This is a genomic window from Streptomyces sp. NPDC001410, assembly GCF_042895235.1.
In the GTDB taxonomy this organism is placed as follows: domain Bacteria; phylum Actinomycetota; class Actinomycetes; order Streptomycetales; family Streptomycetaceae; genus Streptomyces.
Genome location: NZ_JBIAWE010000023.1, coordinates 42,150 through 57,976 on the forward strand (window position 1 = coordinate 42,150; position 15,827 = coordinate 57,976).

General features: G+C 72.6%; 17 protein-coding genes and 2 pseudogenes. 11 read left to right on the forward strand and 8 right to left on the reverse strand.

Annotated elements, in window-relative coordinates; translation table 11 throughout:
• Window positions 1–19: 19 nt before the first annotated feature.
• On the reverse strand, window positions 20–559 hold the full coding sequence (locus ACFY3C_RS38370) for a GNAT family N-acetyltransferase (protein ID WP_386575102.1): 540 nt from the start codon (window positions 557–559) through the stop codon (window positions 20–22).
• A gap of 71 nt (window positions 560–630) precedes the next feature.
• Between ACFY3C_RS38370 and ACFY3C_RS38375 the strand changes: the two genes are divergently transcribed.
• Window positions 631–1,023, forward strand: coding sequence for a VOC family protein (locus tag ACFY3C_RS38375; protein WP_386575101.1), 393 nt, complete (start codon window positions 631–633; stop codon window positions 1,021–1,023).
• Window positions 1,024–1,066: 43 nt separating this feature from the next.
• On the opposite strand, the gene ACFY3C_RS38380 is transcribed toward ACFY3C_RS38375, so the two are convergent.
• Window positions 1,067–1,897 (reverse strand): class I SAM-dependent methyltransferase, encoded by an 831-nt coding sequence (locus ACFY3C_RS38380; protein ID WP_390774123.1) that lies wholly within the window; start codon window positions 1,895–1,897, stop codon window positions 1,067–1,069.
• Window positions 1,898–2,085: 188 nt separating this feature from the next.
• Here ACFY3C_RS38380 and ACFY3C_RS38385 point away from each other — a divergent pair, with 188 nt between their 5' ends.
• The gene (locus ACFY3C_RS38385) at window positions 2,086–2,850 is read left to right on the forward strand and encodes a VOC family protein (protein WP_390774124.1); all 765 of its coding nucleotides are present in this window, start codon (window positions 2,086–2,088) and stop codon (window positions 2,848–2,850) included.
• Between the two features lie 78 nt (window positions 2,851–2,928).
• Here the strand turns inward: ACFY3C_RS38385 and ACFY3C_RS38390 are convergent, their stop codons facing one another.
• Both ACFY3C_RS38390 and ACFY3C_RS38395 read right to left on the reverse strand, forming a co-directional pair.
• Entirely contained in the window at window positions 2,929–3,588 is a 660-nt protein-coding gene (locus tag ACFY3C_RS38390; RefSeq protein WP_390774125.1) for a MarR family winged helix-turn-helix transcriptional regulator, read from the reverse strand.
• A complete protein-coding gene (locus ACFY3C_RS38395) occupies window positions 3,585–5,249 on the reverse strand; it encodes an FUSC family protein (RefSeq protein ID WP_390774126.1) in 1,665 nt (554 codons plus the stop codon). Before ACFY3C_RS38395 ends, ACFY3C_RS38390 begins: the two co-directional genes overlap by 4 nt.
• Before the next feature lie 178 nt (window positions 5,250–5,427).
• Between ACFY3C_RS38395 and ACFY3C_RS38400 the strand changes: the two genes are divergently transcribed.
• Together ACFY3C_RS38400 and ACFY3C_RS38405 are read left to right on the forward strand one after the other, a co-directional pair.
• Window positions 5,428–5,991, forward strand: coding sequence for a DUF5134 domain-containing protein (locus tag ACFY3C_RS38400; RefSeq protein WP_390774127.1), 564 nt, complete (start codon window positions 5,428–5,430; stop codon window positions 5,989–5,991).
• Window positions 5,992–6,090: 99 nt separating this feature from the next.
• Window positions 6,091–7,026, forward strand: a complete 936-nt coding sequence (locus ACFY3C_RS38405) for a M56 family metallopeptidase (RefSeq protein ID WP_390774128.1) — start codon at window positions 6,091–6,093, stop codon at window positions 7,024–7,026.
• A 62-nt stretch (window positions 7,027–7,088) separates the two neighbouring features.
• Here ACFY3C_RS38405 and ACFY3C_RS38410 read toward each other — a convergent pair whose 3' ends face one another.
• Together ACFY3C_RS38410 and ACFY3C_RS38415 are read right to left on the reverse strand one after the other, a co-directional pair.
• On the reverse strand, window positions 7,089–7,301 hold the full coding sequence (locus ACFY3C_RS38410) for a DUF4287 domain-containing protein (protein WP_390774129.1): 213 nt from the start codon (window positions 7,299–7,301) through the stop codon (window positions 7,089–7,091).
• Between the two features lie 72 nt (window positions 7,302–7,373).
• On the reverse strand, window positions 7,374–8,048 hold the full coding sequence (locus ACFY3C_RS38415) for a DUF998 domain-containing protein (protein WP_390774130.1): 675 nt from the start codon (window positions 8,046–8,048) through the stop codon (window positions 7,374–7,376).
• A gap of 130 nt (window positions 8,049–8,178) precedes the next feature.
• Between ACFY3C_RS38415 and ACFY3C_RS38420 the strand changes: the two genes are divergently transcribed.
• The 6 genes from ACFY3C_RS38420 (at window position 8,179) to ACFY3C_RS38445 (ending at window position 13,993) form a co-directional block, all read left to right on the forward strand.
• On the forward strand, window positions 8,179–8,799 hold the full coding sequence (locus ACFY3C_RS38420) for a TetR/AcrR family transcriptional regulator (protein ID WP_390774131.1): 621 nt from the start codon (window positions 8,179–8,181) through the stop codon (window positions 8,797–8,799).
• An 83-nt stretch (window positions 8,800–8,882) separates the two neighbouring features.
• Window positions 8,883–9,572, forward strand: a complete 690-nt coding sequence (locus ACFY3C_RS38425; protein WP_390774132.1) for an HAD family hydrolase — start codon at window positions 8,883–8,885, stop codon at window positions 9,570–9,572.
• 159 nt (window positions 9,573–9,731) lie between these two features.
• On the forward strand, window positions 9,732–10,397 hold the full coding sequence (locus ACFY3C_RS38430; RefSeq protein WP_390774133.1) for a TetR/AcrR family transcriptional regulator: 666 nt from the start codon (window positions 9,732–9,734) through the stop codon (window positions 10,395–10,397).
• A 257-nt stretch (window positions 10,398–10,654) separates the two neighbouring features.
• A complete protein-coding gene (locus ACFY3C_RS38435) occupies window positions 10,655–11,995 on the forward strand; it encodes an FAD-dependent oxidoreductase (RefSeq protein WP_390774134.1) in 1,341 nt (446 codons plus the stop codon).
• Between the two features lie 138 nt (window positions 11,996–12,133).
• Entirely contained in the window at window positions 12,134–13,495 is a 1,362-nt protein-coding gene (locus tag ACFY3C_RS38440; RefSeq protein WP_390774135.1) for a nucleobase:cation symporter-2 family protein, read from the forward strand.
• A 279-nt stretch (window positions 13,496–13,774) separates the two neighbouring features.
• Entirely contained in the window at window positions 13,775–13,993 is a 219-nt protein-coding gene (locus ACFY3C_RS38445) for a hypothetical protein (protein WP_390774136.1), read from the forward strand.
• 19 nt (window positions 13,994–14,012) lie between these two features.
• Here the strand turns inward: ACFY3C_RS38445 and ACFY3C_RS38450 are convergent.
• Window positions 14,013–14,828: pseudogene (locus ACFY3C_RS38450) on the reverse strand (SGNH/GDSL hydrolase family protein); the annotation flags it as partial.
• On the opposite strand from ACFY3C_RS38450, the pseudogene ACFY3C_RS38455 reads away from it, so the two are divergent.
• Window positions 14,825–14,929 (forward strand): annotated as a pseudogene (locus ACFY3C_RS38455) (pectate lyase); the annotation flags it as partial. The pseudogenes ACFY3C_RS38450 and ACFY3C_RS38455 overlap by 4 nt on opposite strands.
• 37 nt (window positions 14,930–14,966) lie before the next feature.
• Here ACFY3C_RS38455 and ACFY3C_RS38460 read toward each other — a convergent pair.
• Window positions 14,967–15,779: a PaaX family transcriptional regulator C-terminal domain-containing protein gene (locus ACFY3C_RS38460; RefSeq protein ID WP_390774137.1), complete on the reverse strand. Its 813-nt coding sequence runs from the start codon at window positions 15,777–15,779 to the stop codon at window positions 14,967–14,969.
• Between the last annotated feature and the right edge of the window lie 48 nt (window positions 15,780–15,827).

Sequence of the window (15,827 nt, forward strand, 5' to 3'; positions counted from 1 at the left end):
CGATCTCCCGCGACAGGCGTCACGCCAGCGGCTTGACCAGCAGCTCGAACTGCAGGTCGTCGCGCTGCGGGATACCGAAGCGCTCGTCGCCGTACGGGAAGGGCGTCATCTCTCCCGTACGGCGGTAGCCGCGGCGCTCGTACCAGGCGATCAGGTCGTCACGGACCGAGATCACGGTCATGTGCATCTCGGTCACGCCCCAGGTCCGCCGGGCCAGCTGTTCCGCCTCGGCGATGACGACCTTGCCGAGGCCCGCGCCCTGCAGTGCGGGGCTGACCGCGAACATGCCGAAGTAGGCGTGCCGGCCGCGGTGTTCGAGCTGGCAGCAGGCGACGAGCCGGCCGTCCTGCTCGACGGTCATGAGCCGGCTGTCCGGCGACTTGATGACGTCGAGCACGCCCTCCGGGTCGGTCCGCTGCCCCTCCAGGATGTCCGCCTCGGTGGTCCACCCGGCCCGGCTGGAGTCGCCCCGGTACGCCGACTCGATCAGCGCGACCAGCGCGTCGACATCGGCGTCGGTGGCGTCTCGGAACGTCGGTCCGGTTGCGGTGGTGTCCATGGGGGCGGTCTCCGATCTCGGGCGCGGCTGAGCCAGGAATGAGGGTAACTCTGCCACTAGAGTCCGGATGCATGGTGCACGTACTGAGCAGCAGGACCCTGCTGCGCCCCAGCGACCCCGAGCGCTCCCGCGCCTTCTACGGCGAGCAGTTGGGCCTGGCCGTCTACCGGGAGTTCGGCACGGGTCCGGAGCGCGGGACCGTCTACTTCCTCGGCGGCGGCTTCCTGGAGGTCTCCGGCCGCTCGCCGGCCCCGCCGTCGCCGGCGGTCCGGCTGTGGCTGCAGGTCGAGGACGTGACCGGCGCGCACGAGGAGCTGGTGGGCAAGGGCGTCGAGATCGTACGGCCGCCGGTGAAGGAGCCGTGGGGCCTGGTCGAGATGTGGATCGCCGACCCGGACGGCACCCCGATCGTGCTGGTGGAGGTGCCGTCGGATCATCCGCTGCGGTACCGGCCGGGGACCTAGGGGTGTCTTCCGGATCATGCCGGCGACCTGATCCGGACGCTCCCTAGGCCTTGCTGCCCGCCGTGAGCAGGTGGCCGCTGATGCCGAGCAGCGACGGCTCGGACTCGGTCTGCCGCAGTGCGCGCAGGACCAGGTCGCGGCGGGCGGGGTCGTGGAGCCAGTCGGAGACGTCGCCCATCAGCCAGGCGGCGCCCTCCAGGCCGTACTGACCCTGCGGTGTCAGGCCGGCGTCCGCGAACTCGGCCGGGACGTCGGCGGGGTCGTGGAAGTAGGCCGTCGTGAACAGGGACTTCGGCCCGCCGGTCGGTCGCATCCGGCCGTCGCCGACCGCTGCCTCGATCTGTGGCCGGTGCTCGGCGTCGAAGTACAGCCCCGTGCTCAGGTTGTCGTGCAGGGCCGCGTACCGGTTGATCGTGGCGGCCACCACGAGGCCTCCGGGCCGCACCACCCGGCGGGCCTCGGCGAGTGCCCGGACCCGGTCCTCCCGCTCGGGCAGGTGGTAGAGGGGGCCGAGGAGCAGCGCCACGTCCACGGATGCGTCCGGCACCGCCAGGGCACGGGCGTCGCCGACGCGCGTGCTCACGCCGGGCAGGCGGGCCGCGTGTTCCACGTGCAGGGGCACCGGGTCCACGAGTTCCACCGCGTAGCCGTCGGCGGCGAGCCACTGCGCGTGGACACCGCTGCCGCCTCCCACATCCAGGATGCCGGCCGGAGCGGGTGGCAGGAGGCGGCGCAGGACGTCCTGGGTGCGCCACAGCTCCAGGCGTCCGGCGCCCGAGCGCAGCCGGCCGTCCTCCCGGTCCCGCTCGTAGTACTCCGCGATCTCCTCGGCGAGCGCGGGAAGCCCGGCTCCCACTGTGTGATCCGTCTCCATCCCCGCAGCCTCCCGTCTCGTGCCGGGACGGGACAACCGATTTCCGCGTCGGCACCTCGGCGGCCGGCGCCGGGGAAGGGGAAGCGGTCTCCGGATGGCCGGTGCCCGTGGCCGCGGCTAGCGTGCGAAAGGGAGCCCTCCTCGGTCTCTTCTCACACGGCGGGCCGGGGCGACCGGAAGGAGCTGTCATGAAGTTCGACAAGCCGGTGATCGGCGGCCCCTGCTGGACCGAGTTGGGGACCAGTGACCTGGAGAGGGCCAAGGGGTTCTACACGGAGCTGTTCGGCTGGCGGCCGGAGACGGATCCGCGGCAGGAGGCGGGCGGGTACACCGTGGCGCACGTGGGAGACGCCGCGGTCGCCGCACTCACCCCGCTGTACCAGGAGTCCCAACCGGTCGCCTGGAACGTGTCGTTCGCGGTCACGGACGCCGACGACGCGGCACGGCGCGTGGAGGAGGCCGGCGGGACGGTGATCCTCGGCCCGATGGACGTCTTCGACGTGGGCCGGTTCGCGGTGGCCCTCGACCCGACGGGCGCGGCGTTCCAACTCTGGCAGGCGCGGGCCTTCCCGGGCGCCGGTCTGTTCAACTCGCCCGGCACGCTCGGCTGGGTGGAACTGGCGACCCGGGACACCGACCGGGCCCGGGACTTCTACACCACGGTGTTCGGCTGGAGCGTCAACGCCTCGGAGTGGTACACGCAGTGGGGCATCGACGGGGAGGACTTCGGCGGGATGGCCGACATGGGCGACCGGTTCCCGCCCGACGTGCCGCCGCACTGGCTGCCGTACTTCGCGGTGGACGACGTGGACGCGACGGCTCAGATCGCCCAGCAGGCGGACGGCATCATCGTCATGCCACCCACATCGGTCCCCGACGGCCCCCGCATCGCGGTTCTGCGGGACCCGCAGGGAGCGGCGTTCGGCGTGTACAAGGCAGGCGAGGAGGGCTGAGCGGCGGCCCGGCGTCGAAGCGCACGTGCCGGCCGGGGGCCGTACGGGTCGAAGGCCGGCACTGCGTGGCACTTGCGCTCACGCCCGCACCGGACCCATCCGCCCCTCCAGGCCGCTGAGCAGGTCGGCGAGGAGTGCGGCCAGGTCGCCCTGGCCCTCGGGGGCGAGGACGGACAGTACGGCGGTCTCGTACGAGAGTTGTTCGGGGAGGATGCCGTCGACCAGGGCGCGGCCGGTGTCGGTGAGGCGGAGGTGGGCGACCCGGCGGTCGCGGGTGTCGCCGCGCCGCTCGACCAGACCGCGTTCGGTCAGGTGCTTGAGCCGCTTGGTGACGGCGGCCCCGGAGGAGAAGGTCTCCCGGGCAAGGTCCCCCGGGGTCAGCTCGTGACCGGTGCGGCGCAGCGCGCCGAGCAGGTCGAACTCCGGGCGGCTGAGCCCGGCGCGGCGCAACGGGGCGTCCTCGGCCTGCTGGAGGAGGGCGGCACAGCGGTTGATGCGGCCGATGACCTCCATGGGCCCGGTGTCCAGCCCGGGGTGCACGGCCCGCCACTGCCGAACGACCGCGGCGACGGTGTCCCGCCGCGCCGGGCCGGGTCCGGCCCCGCTCTCGTTCCCCGGCTGCCCGTCGGCCCGGGAGTCCGCGGTCGTCGGCCTCCCCTCGACCGTGCCGCCCCCGGCCCCCGCCTGTCCTCCGCCCGCTGCGTCCCCGGCCGGCGGTCGTCCGTTCGTCGGCGTCATGGCCGTACGTCCTCCGTTGTCCTGCCCGTGTCGTGGTCCAGGGGTGCGAGCCCCCGGTGTCGTGCCGTCGCGGCGAGCGTACGGTGTCCGGACTGTTCGGCGAGCACGACCCGCTCCGTGGGCAGGGCGCGCTGCCACCACTCGCCGGAGGCGGCGTCGGCCGTGGCGCGCAGGTCGACCAGCGCGGCGGCGAGGGTGCGGCCCGCGGTCTTCAGGGCGCGGGGCTCCGGGTGCGGCTCGGCGAGCAGGCGGGTGGCGCGCTCGCGGGCGCGTTCGACCGTGGTCAGGGCGTGCTCGATGCGGTCGCCGGCGCGCCGGTTGGTGACGGCCACGGCCGCGACGAAGCCGACCAGGGCGCCGACGAGGGTGTCCGCGATCCGCTCGGTCATGAGCCGTTCGGGGTCCTGGCTGCGGGCGAACTCGGTGATGAGCAGGGCCATCGGCGTGACGCACACGCTGCCGAGCCAGTAGTTGCGGCTGATCAGCGCTTCGGCGCCGAAGTTGAGGGCGAGGCAGAGCAGCACCAGGGCCGCAGGGTGCAGCTGGGCGAGCGGAGTGACCGCGGCGAAGACGAGCACGCCGACGAGGTTGCCGACGACGCGCTGGATGCCCCGGCTCCAGGTGAGGGTGACGTTGGCCTGGTAGAGGGAGGCCGCGGTGACCAGCGCCCAGTAGGGGCGACCGACGCCGAGGGCGAGGGAGGCGTATCCGGCGAGGGCGCAGCCGATCGCGGTGCGGACGGCGATGGGCGCGAGCGGGGCGAGCCGATGCCGCAACGGGCCGCGTGGGAAGGCGAGTTCGGTGTCCACACCGAGCAGTTCGCCGGTCGGGTCGTGGGGAAACCCTATCCCGCAGACCGGGCCGGCTCCGCGCAGGTCTCGGGCCCAGGCGCGCAGCCGTTCGGGGTCGGTGTCGGCAGGGGCGGCCAGGGCGACCTCGGCGCGGATCAGGAGCCGTTCGAGGGTGCGCCGGGTGCGGTCGGGGCGGGTGCCCGCGGCGAGCAGGGACTGCCAGGCCGCGTGGATGGCGGCGGCACTCGCGGCGCGGGCCCGGGCGTGGCCCTCGGTCGTACCGCGCGTGGCGGCGTACGCGGCGGCCGCGTCCAGGGCCTGGGCGGTGGCGCGCCGCTCGGGGCCGTGCGGGCGCAGCAGCCCGGGTGCCATGCCGACCAGCCAGGCCCAGGCACCGGCGGCGAGCGCCAGCCCGGCATGGCCGGGGACCTGGCCGAGGCTCTGCGGCGCGAACAGGGAGGCGGAGGTGATGAAGGTGAGAACCACGTTGCCGGGCGGACCGATACGGGTGGCGTCGCACACCGCCTTCTGCACGGCCGCCATGAGGGCGCCGACGGTGACCAGCACGACGGCATCGGTGGTGAGCGACGCCGTGAGCAGGGCGACGGCGAGGCCGCCGACCATGCCGAGCACCACCCAGGCCAGGGCCCGGGCCCGGACGGCGTAGGGCCGGTTGTGGCCGTAGAGCGCGCACAGGGAGCCCGCCATCGTGTACATGGCGAGGTCGAGGCGGCCGAGCGCCAGCAGGGTCAGGTTGGGCGGGGCGACCGCGGCGACCGCGCTCAGCGCGGGCTTGAACCAGATGTCGGAGGGCCGCCCCAGGCGGAGCACGCCGGCGAGGGGAAGACGGTGGCGGGTCGCACTGCTCATACCATCAATTTAGCATGTGATTTACTAGTAAAAGATACGCCCTGGCGCATCGATGACCCCCTTCCTCACCTGCTGTGCTCCGGCGAATGCTCCCCGTGTACACCCTTGCGCTCGTATACGCCCCGCGTGCCGTGGGCATCGCATTCCTCGACGGACCGTCGAGCGTGGAGGTGGGCGCGTGCACGGACCGGTGTCGGCCGCCTGGCTGCTGGTCGCGCTGTGCGCGGCGACCGGGGCGTACTGCCTGCTGCGGATGCGCAGTGGTGTCGAGGAGCAGCGGCGCTCCGCGGGCGGCGAGGCGCTCATGGGGTTCGGCATGGCCGCGATGGCCGTGCCCGCCGCGGTGTTCACCCCGCCGGGCTGGGCGTGGCCGCTGTACGCGGCCGTGTTCGGAGCGGCGGCGCTGCGCGCCCTGTGGGCCGCGCGCAGCGGCCCGCATCATCTGCACCATGTGGTGGGGACGGCGGCGATGGTCTACATGTCCCTCGTCATGGCGACCTCCCCCGCCTCGTCCGCCGCCCACCACCATCCGCACATCGGCGCCGGGGTGCCCCTGGTGACGGGTGCGCTGCTGCTCTACTTCACCGGCTATGTGCTGCTGTCCGGCGCCCGCCTGGTGCCCGCCACCGCCACGGCGGGCGGCGGGACGAGGGCCGTGCGCTGGGGCGACCGTCCGGAGCTGGCGCGGGCGTGCCGGCTGTCGATGGGGATCGGGATGGTCGCGATGCTGCTGACGATGTGAACCGCCGGTCCTCCTTGGAGGAAACGCAAACGTTGCCTGCGTCACTTCGGCGCAAGGGACCGTACCCGTGAGCGGCTCCGCGCTCATAGGGTGCTGCCCATGATGGTCCCCGTGGCACTGCTGCTGCTCGGCGCCGTGACCGCCGTCGTCGCCCCGCGCCTGCTCGCCCGGGCCAACTGGCGGGACCGTGAGCCGGTGGTCGCTCTGTGGGTGTGGCAGTGCGTGGTGGCGGCCGTACTGCTGTGCTGTGCGCTGTCGATGACGCTCAGCGCGGCGGCGGCCTGGGAGGCGGTGCGGGGGCATGTCTTCGCTACGGCCCCGCGCGCGGTGGTGGACGCGTACGCACTCGGTACCGCCGGACCGTGGGCGGCGGCCGTCGCGGTGACGCTCGCCTGCGGCGGACTGTGGAGCCTGGCGATGCTGGTGCGCGAGGTCGTACGAGCCCGGGCGCGACGGCACCTGCGGCGGGCCGAACTCCTCGTGCGCGCCCCGCTGTTGCCGGGCGAGGAGGCGACGAGCGAGCGGCTGGTGGTGCTGGAGGGCGAGCGTCCCGACGCGTGGTGGCTGCCGGGTACGGCGCCCCGACTCGTGGTCACGACGGCCGCCCTGCACCGACTGAAAGGGCGTCAACTCGACGCCCTGCTCGCCCATGAGCAGGGCCACGACCGGGCCCGGCACGACTGGCTGCTGCACTGCTCGGCCGCGCTGGCGGGCGGCTTCCCGCAGGTGCCGGTGTTCGCCGCCTTCCGCGACGAGATGCACCGGCTGGTCGAACTGGCGGCAGACGACACGGCCTCCCGGCGCTTCGGCCGACTGACGACCGCGCTGGCGCTGGTCGAACTCAATGAGGACCGGGGCGTGTTCGGGCCCTCCCCCACCCCGCACGCCCACGTCCCGCAGCGCGTGCACCGCCTCCTTACTCCCCCGGACCGCCTCCCGGCCCTGCACCGCCTGCGCCTGACGGCGGTGGCCGCGCTGGTACCGGCGATCCCGGTCGTGGTGGCGCTGGTGCCGGGGCTTCGGGCCTTGGGGTAGACGTCGGGCACGGCGCATGGGCGTGCAACCCACTTTGCGGGCTGGGGAGTTACCCCCTGCGGCTACTGGTTGGCGTCTTCGGCCAGGGTGTGCGCCACCAGTGCATTGGCGTGGCCGTGTCCCAGGCCGTGTTCGGCCTTGAGCCATGCGACGAGTTCCATGTGCTTGGTCAGCGGCGAGGTGCGGATGAGGTCCTTCCACTCCGCAATCGGGCGTCCGTACTTCTTCTCGATCGAGGGGAAGTAGCTGGCGGGGCCCTTCATGGGTGCGGTCATGGGTGCTGTCTCCTGTCGGCTCGGTGCGTTGCTGTCCTGGTGAGAGTTGTACGTGTGGTGAGGCGGGAGCGGTTACCGCTGTGCGGTGGGCATCGGGCGGGCCAGGCGGGCGGACAAGGCGGTGAGCCAGAGCAGGCCGAGTCCCGCTCCGGCGGTGAAGGCTGCCACCGAGGCGGAGGAGGCGGCGAACCCGGCGAGGACGCCGACGGGTACCAGCCGGGAGACGAGGGACCAGCCGCGTCGGCCGTGGGCGGCGAAGTACCGGGCCAGCACGAGGAATGCGGCGCACAGCGCGAGGAAACCGGTCATGGCGGCGGCCATGTGGACGGCTCCGTGTGTGCTCAGGGTCCCGGCCGGGGCCTGGGGAGCGCCCGCAGGGAACCCGGCCCCGGGGTCGGGGGCGAAGAGCCCGGCCAGGAGAAACGACGCGCCGAAGACGCCGATCAGCCGCGGTGCCCAGGTTTCACCGGGCGCACCGCGCAGCACCTGGCGCATCCCGGCTGCGCCCGCTGTCGCCAGAACACCGGTGAGCAGGAAGACGGTCACCTGGATCCAGCCGAGGGCGCCGAGGCTGAGCTGGCTGAGCGCGTTGTGGGTGAAATCGAAGCCGTCCCGGGTCAGCCCCTGGATCAGACCCGCGCCGAGGAAGAGGGGGCCTGCGGTGATGCCGCCGGCCAGCAGGAGCCGCGGGACGGACCGGGACGCGGCCGGCTTGGCGACGGCCGGGGCGCCGAGCGTGTGAGTCATGCGAGGTCTCCTGCTCCAGGAAGAAGTGAGAACTAGACGGTGTGGTACCCGCTGGAACTGGACGGTACAGTACTCACACAGAAACTAGACTGTCCAGTACTAGGGATTGCTGTTGATGATTGGAGGAGGCATGGAGGCCAACGAGCAGGGGCGATCGGCCCGCAAACACCGGGCGATCATGGAGGCCGCGACCCAGGTGTTCATGGAGAAGGGCTACGCCGGTACCAGCATGGACGACATCGCCAAGCTGGCCGCGGTGTCCAAGCAGACCGTCTACAAGCACTTCGCGGACAAGGAGAAGCTGTTCGCGGAGATCGTCCTGGCCACCACCGACCGGATCGACGCCATGATCGACCTGGTGGCGGACATCCCCGCCGACGCCGCCTCTTTGGACGAGAACCTCAACCGGCTCGCCCGCCGGTTCGTGGGCACCCTCACCCAACCCCAGGTTCTGCAGCTGCGGCGCCTGGTCATCGCCAACGCCGAAGCATTCCCCGAGCTGGGCGCCGCCTGGTACGCGCAGGGTTTCGAACGGGTCCTGGACACCCTCGCGACCACCTTCAAGCACTTGGCCGACCAGGGGCTGCTCCGCATGGACGATCCGCTCCTGGCCGCCGACCACTTCGCCGGCCTGCTGCTGTGGATCCCGGTGAACAAGGCGATGTTCACCGGCTCGCTCCAGCACACCGAGGCCGACCTCGACCACTACGCCGCCGCCGGCGTCCGTGCTTTCCTTGCCGCCTACCGCTGATCATCAGGAGGAAGCACTTGCCTCGACCTGAAGGGGACCGCAGGCAGGGTCCGGGCGATCATCGCGCGGGTAGAGTCCGGCGCATGGCTGCCGTGCTCTTCGATTTCTCGGGAACCCTGTTCCGCGCCGAGTCCACCGAATCCTGGCTGCGGGCCGTGCTGGAGGAGACCGGCCTGACGTTGTCCGAGCCCGAACTCGCCGACACCGCCAAGGCGTTGGAGGCTGCCGGTGCGCTGCCGGGCGGGGCGGAACCCGTCGAGGTGCCGGCGGACCTCGCCGGTCTGTGGGCGGTGCGGGACGAGAGCGCCGAGCTGCACCGGGCCGCCTTCACCGGAGTGTCGCGGCGTGTGCCGCTGCCCGCCCCGGGCCTGCACGACGCGCTGTACGAGCGGCACATGTCCCCCGCCGCCTGGTCGCCGTACCCGGACACCGCCGAGGTGCTGCGCACGCTGCGCGAGCGCGGGATCGGCGTCGGCGTGGTCAGCAACATCGGCTGGGACCTGCGCCCGGTCTTCCGCGAGCACGGTCTCGACGCGTACGTGGACGCGTACGCGCTGTCGTACGAACACGGCGTGCAGAAGCCGGACCCGCGGCTCTTCTCGGCCGCCTGCGCGGCACTGGACGTCGATCCGCGGCAGGTGCTGATGGTCGGCGACAGCAGGGTGATGGATGGTGGCGCCGCCGCACTGGGCTGCCGTGTGCACTTCGTGGACCATCTGCCGGTGACGCGGCGGCCCGACGCGCTGCTTCCGGTGCTGGATCTCGTGGGCTGACCCGGGCCCGCTCGGCGTCTCGGCGGACACGCGCCGTCCGTCTGAGACGATCCCCCGCGTCGCCCCAGACGGACGGCAGCCCTGAGCAGGCTCCGCACACAGCGGTGCCACTGCGTTGAGTATAGTTGGCTGGCAGCCAGTCAACGCAGGAGTTACAGGATGTCCCCGCGCAGCGCCTCGGTCAATGAAGAGTTGCGCCGCCGTTCCAGGGAGCGGCTGCTGCAGGCCGCTGTCGAGCTGGTCGACGAGAAGGGTTTCGAGGCCACCACGCTGGCTGACATCGCGGACCGGGCGGGCTCGGCGCGCGGACTGGTGTCGTACTACTTCCCCGGCAAGCGCCAGTTGGTGCAGTCCGCCGTGCACCGGCTGATGCACCGCACGCTGGAGGAGGCGCTGGAGCGGGAGCCGTGCACCGACGACGGCCGGGAGCGGCTGGCCCGGGCCATCGACGCGATCCTGGGCCTCGCCCGCGACCGGCCGGTGCTCATGCGGCAGCACATGGCGGGGCTGCTCCAGGCCGAGGGCTTCGTGCAGTGCCCGGAGCAGCGGCGCCTGTCGGAGCTGCTGAGCGACACGGTCGCCCGGTACGGCTCCCAGGACGTGACGGCCGACTATCCGCTGCTGCGGGCCCTGCTGATGGGGGCGGTGTACGCGGCACTGGTGCCAGGGGTGCCGATGCCCGTGCCGGCGCTGCGGGCCGAACTGTTCCAGCGGTACGGGCTCGACTGGGAGCTGGGCGTGCCGCCGGGGAGCGACCAGGACGCCGGGGCGCGGCCTGCGCAGGATCTGTCGCGGTTCTTCGCGACCGAGGAGCGGGCCGAGTAGCGGATCCCCCACCCCCGGCCCTGCACATTCAACTGCCCTTTTCAGCGCCTTGCGTGACGAGGCACCGGGAATCCGGCGTCCCGCGCCTGGGCAATCAGCCGGCACCCCTCGATACACACGGAACGTAACCGCATCATCACATTCCATGAGAAAGGGTCCCGCGTCGGGTCACCCTGCCGGCCTCTGCCGTTGCGCGCCCGGCGGTGCCATGCTGGAGCCGTCCGCACACCCTTCCCCTTCGGGCAAGGAGTACCGCCGTGCTGCGTGTCGCCGTCGTCGGATCCGGGCCGAGCGGATGCTACACCGCCCAGACTCTGGTCCAGCTGGATCCCGAGGTGCGCGTGGACGTACTGGACCGGCTGCCGTGCCCCTACGGGCTGGTGCGCTACGGCGTCGCCCCGGACCACGAGAAGATCAAGTCCCTGCAGGGCAACCTGCGCACGGTGCTGGAGCACGACCGGGTGCGCTTCCTCGGCGGGGTCCTGGTGGGCGGACCCGGCGGGCTGTCCGTGGCGCGGCTGCGGACGCTGTACCACGCGGTCGTGTACTGCGTGGGCGCCGCCACCGACCGCCACCTCGGGATCCCCGGCGAGGAGTTGCCGGGCAGCTGGTCGGCGACCGAGTTCGTGTCCTGGTACAGCGCGCACCCGGACGCGACCGACGCGGGGTTCGTGCGCGGGGTCCGATCCGCGGTGGTCATCGGCGTGGGCAACGTGGCCGTGGACGTCACGCGGATGCTGGTGCGGGGCGCCGGTGAGTTGCGGCCGACGGACATGCCGCAGGCGGCGCTGGACACGCTGACGGCGAGCGGGGTCGCCGAGGTCCACATGGTCGGTCGGCGCGGCCCCTCACAGGCCCGCTTCACCACCAAGGAGCTGCGCGAGCTGGGCGCGCTGCCGGACACCGAAGTGATCCTGGATCCGGCCGAGTTGGAGATGGACGCCGGATACGTCGACTCCGCCGCGCTGCCCGCTGTGCAGCGTCGCAACGTGGAGGCGCTGCGCGGCTGGGCGGCGGCGCCGGCCCGGCATGCGGCCCGCCGGATAAGGATGCGGTTCTTCCTGCGGCCCGTGGAACTGCTCGCGGACGGCGGCCGGGTGGGCGCCGTGCGCTTCGAGCGGACGGCACCGGACGGGCACGGCGGCATCACGGGCACGGGGCGGTACGAGGACGTGACGGCCCAGTTGGTGCTGCGCTCGGTCGGCTATCGCGGAGTGCCGCTGGAGGGACTGCCGTTCGATGCGGCGAGCGGCACCGTGCCACAGGCGGAGGGCCGCGTACTGCGCGACGGCGCCGTTTCCCCCGGCGAGTACGTCGCCGGCTGGATCAAGCGCGGGCCCACGGGTGTCATCGGCACCAACCGGCCGTGCGCCAAGGAGACCGCGACCTCCCTGCTCGCGGACGCGCCCGCGCTCGTACGCCGGGAGGTGCCGGGGGACCCGCTCGAAGCGCTGCGGGCGGCGGGTGTCGAGCCGGTGCAGTGGGCGGGGTGGCAGGCGATCGAGCGCGCAGAGGCCGCACTGGGCGCGCGGCTCGGCCGGGGTGTGGTCAAGCTGGCCGACTGGGACGCGCTGCTGGGGGCCGCGCGGTCGGCCTAGGACGGCCTGTCGGAGTCGGCGGCTTCCGGGTGGGCATGACACACACCGGCAACGGGATCGAAATCAACAAACTGTTCAAGGGTCTTACGGTCTCGTGCTGTTCGGATGTCACTCCCCGCCCGCCGCTCTGGAGTCCCCATGGCCACGACCGCAGATGTGCACCCCGTCGACGAGATACCACCGGTACGCCGGCTTGCGGCCTTCGGACTGCAGCATGTGCTCGCGATGTACGCGGGCGCCGTCGCAGTGCCGCTGATCGTGGGCGGCGCGATGAAGCTGTCGCCCGCCGACCTGGCGTATCTGATCACCGCCGATCTGCTGGTGTGCGGCGTCGCCACGCTGATCCAGTGCGTCGGGTTCTGGCGGTTCGGGGTCCGCCTGCCGATCATGCAGGGCTGCACGTTCGCGGCCGTGTCGCCGATGGTGCTCATCGGGACGACGGGCGGCGGACTGCCCGCGATCTACGGCTCGGTGATCGTCGCGGGGCTCGCGATCATGCTGCTCGCGCCGGTCTTCGGCCGGCTGCTGCGCTTCTTCCCGCCGCTGGTCACCGGCACCGTGATCCTGATCATCGGGGTCTCGCTGCTGCCGGTCGCGGGCAACTGGGCCGCCGGCGGTGTCGGTGCGAAGGACTTCGGGGAGCCGAAGAACCTGGCACTGGCGGCCTTCGTGCTGGCCGTCGTGCTCGGCGTGCAGCGGTTCGCCCCGGTCTCCCTCAGCCGGATCGCCGTGCTGATCGGCATCGCGGTGGGCCTGGCGGTCGCCGTGCCGTTCGGGTTCACCGACTTCGGCGGGGTCGGGGACGCGGACTGGGTCGGGATCAGCACGCCGTTCCACTTCGGGGCGCCGGCGTTCAGGGCGTCCGCGATCGTGTCCATGCTGGTGGTGGCCCTGGTGACAATGACGGAGACGACCGGTGACCTGATCGCGGTCGGCGAGATGACCGGCCGCCGGGTCGAGCCGCGCTCGCTGGCGGACGGCCTGCGCGCGGACGGCCTGTCGACCGTCCTCGGCGGGGTGTTCAACACCTTCCCGTACACGGCGTACGCCCAGAACGTGGGCCTGGTCGGGATGACCCGGGTGCGCAGCCGCTGGGTGGTCGCGGCGGCCGGCGGCATCCTCGTCCTGCTCGGTCTGCTGCCCAAGCTGGGCGCGGTGGTCGCGGCGATCCCCGCGCCGGTGCTCGGCGGGGCCGGTCTGGTGATGTTCGGGACGGTCGCGGCGAGCGGGCTCAGGACACTGGCCCGCGTCGACTTCAAGGGCAACAACAACCTGACGGTGGTCGCCGTTTCGGTGGCGGTCGGCATGCTGCCGGTGGGCGTGCCCACGGTGTACGCGAAGTTTCCGGACTGGTTCCAGACGGTGATGAACAGCGGTATCAGCGCGGGCTGCCTGACGGCGATCGTCCTGAACCTGCTGTTCAACCACCTTCCTGTGAAGGCGGGTTCGACCGGAGCGGAGACGGTCGGTGCCGTGGTCGGCGACGAGAACGCCGCCTGACAATCGCCGACTTGACGTCTCCTCAGTAGGCCGAGGGATACACTCGCCCTGCACGGCTGGCTTCGCCGGCCGCGACGGGAATGGGTCCGGCGTCCCTGTCGGGCGTGACCGCCGAGGTGTTCGGCGGTCCGTCAATCGCGACAACTTCACACGCGGCCTGCACGCCGGCAGGGCCTCAGTTGATCACCGTCATTCGGGGTGGTCGACCTGAGACACCTGCCATTCTGCAAGCGGCTCGCGCTCGGTTCGACCATCCCCCATTGTCCGGAGGGGCCGAGCATGGAGTCACAGATCGTCCTGGGGATCCTGGGTACGGCGAGCGTCGCGTCGGTATTGATCTACGTCCTGAAGGGACTCCTCGACCAGATCCCGGATCTCATCCGCTCCTGGCGCCGGGTCGTGCGCGAGGCCAGGACCTTTCGTCGCGGCGACGCGGCGGGACCGGACGAGACCGGCGCGGCCGCGGCGGACCCCAGGAGCCGGCGCACCCCGTCCTGACCGGCCCCGGGTGCTGCGCTCACCTCCTCGGGAACAGTCCGGCGGGTACCGCCCCGGCCGGCACCCCGTACCCCTTGGGGTTCAGGTGCAGCCCGTCCCCGACCTGAGGTCGGGCAGCAGCCGGCTCGACTGTGCCGGGTCGCGTACCGCGCGATCGAAGTCGATCACCGCGTCGAAGTGGCCGGGGGTGCGGATCCAGGCGTTCACGCGCTCGCGGGACGCCTCCCGCTCCCCCGCCGTGTCGTCGTAGAGGGTGTTGCCCGCGAACGGCGTCAGGGTCGCGCCGTAGACGCGGATGCCCTGGGCGTGGGCGCGGACGACGATCTGCCGGTACCCGGCGATCAGGTCGTCGGTGACCGCGCGCTGGGCCTCGGGGGTGGCGTCGGCGGTGCCGATGTCGTTCACGCCCTCGAAGAGGATCAGCCAGGCGACGCCGCTGCGGGACAGGACATCACGGTCGAGGCGGGCCAGGACATTGGGGCCGAGCCCGTCGTTGAGGACGCGGTTGCCGCCGGCGGCCTGGTTGAGGACGACGACGTCCTAGGTGCCGGCGCGGGTCCGGAGCCGGTCGAAGAACTGGTCCGGCCAGCGGTCGTTGCCGTTGGTGGTGGACCCGCGGCCGTCGGTGAGCGAGTCGCCCACGACGGCGACCGCCTCGGTGCCGCCGGGCGCGAACACCTCGACGCCGCTGAGCAGATACCAGTGGTTGACCGGGGGTCGCGTCCGGGAGGTCGTCGTCCCGGGTGTGGTCGCCGTGCAGCAGGTACGAGGTGGTGCGCGAGCCCGGGTGCGAGGTGAGCGCGAGCGGCGGCCGGCCCTGCGCGGTGTATCCAGAAGTACATCGGGAACAACACCGGCAAGGAGCCGACCACCAACGGCTCGGGTCCTGACGGGACTTACTGCAAGTACGCGTCGTCGGACATCACCTACAAGTAGGCGCCAGGGGGCCGTCGTCCGGTGCGGACGACGGCCCTCACGCCTTCCGTGCGCGATCCTCAGCGTGCCCCGGCCGACCCTCTCCGTGCCCTCCAGGTGTCCCGCGCAGCCCCACCGACGCGGCCAGTTCCTCCTCGTAACCCGCGTAGGCCGTGCGCAGGGCCTCCCCCGGCCAGTCGGGCGGCAGGAGCGCGGGCGGGAGGACGGGGTCGGTGAGCAGGTGGCGTACGGCCGCGGCGAAGGCGGTGAGGCGGTCGGCCGGGTGGTGGGCGCCGGTCGCGTGGGCGAGCAGGGTGCGCGCCGTGGTGGCCCAGGCGTCCAGCGGCCACAGGCGGGCGACCAGGTCGTGCGGGGAGCCGTCGGGGTGTGCGGTGTAGGACTCGGCCACGCGCGCGAGGTCGTCGGGCAGGGGCCGGGCGAGATTGGCCGCGCGCAGCCACACGCCCTCGCGGAGTTCGGCCAGGCGCAGGGCGGCCAGCCGGGCGCGCAGGTCGGCCCGTTCGGCGGGGCCGCGGCCGGTGGCCGTGATCACCACCATCTCCCAGTCGCCGTCCCACGCGCGCGTGCGGGGATGCAGCGCCTCGTCCTGGCGGCGCTGGCGGGCCAGCAGCCGGTCGCTGAGCCCGTACACGCCGTCCGTGCGGCGCAGGTCCCCGGCGGCCACCATCCGGCTCAGCGCGGCCCGCAGCGTCGAGCCGCCGACACCGAAGGGCTCCACCAGCCGGACCAGGTCCTTCACCGGCAGCTCGGGGGGATGCGCGCCCAGCAGCAGGCTCAGCACCACCGACCGCGCGGACAGCGGCCGCAGACCGGCGGCCTCACCCGCCTCCGCCGACACGTTCATGCGCATGGGCACGTACTGTACGTGCGCCTCCATGTTGCATCATTGCTACAGCCG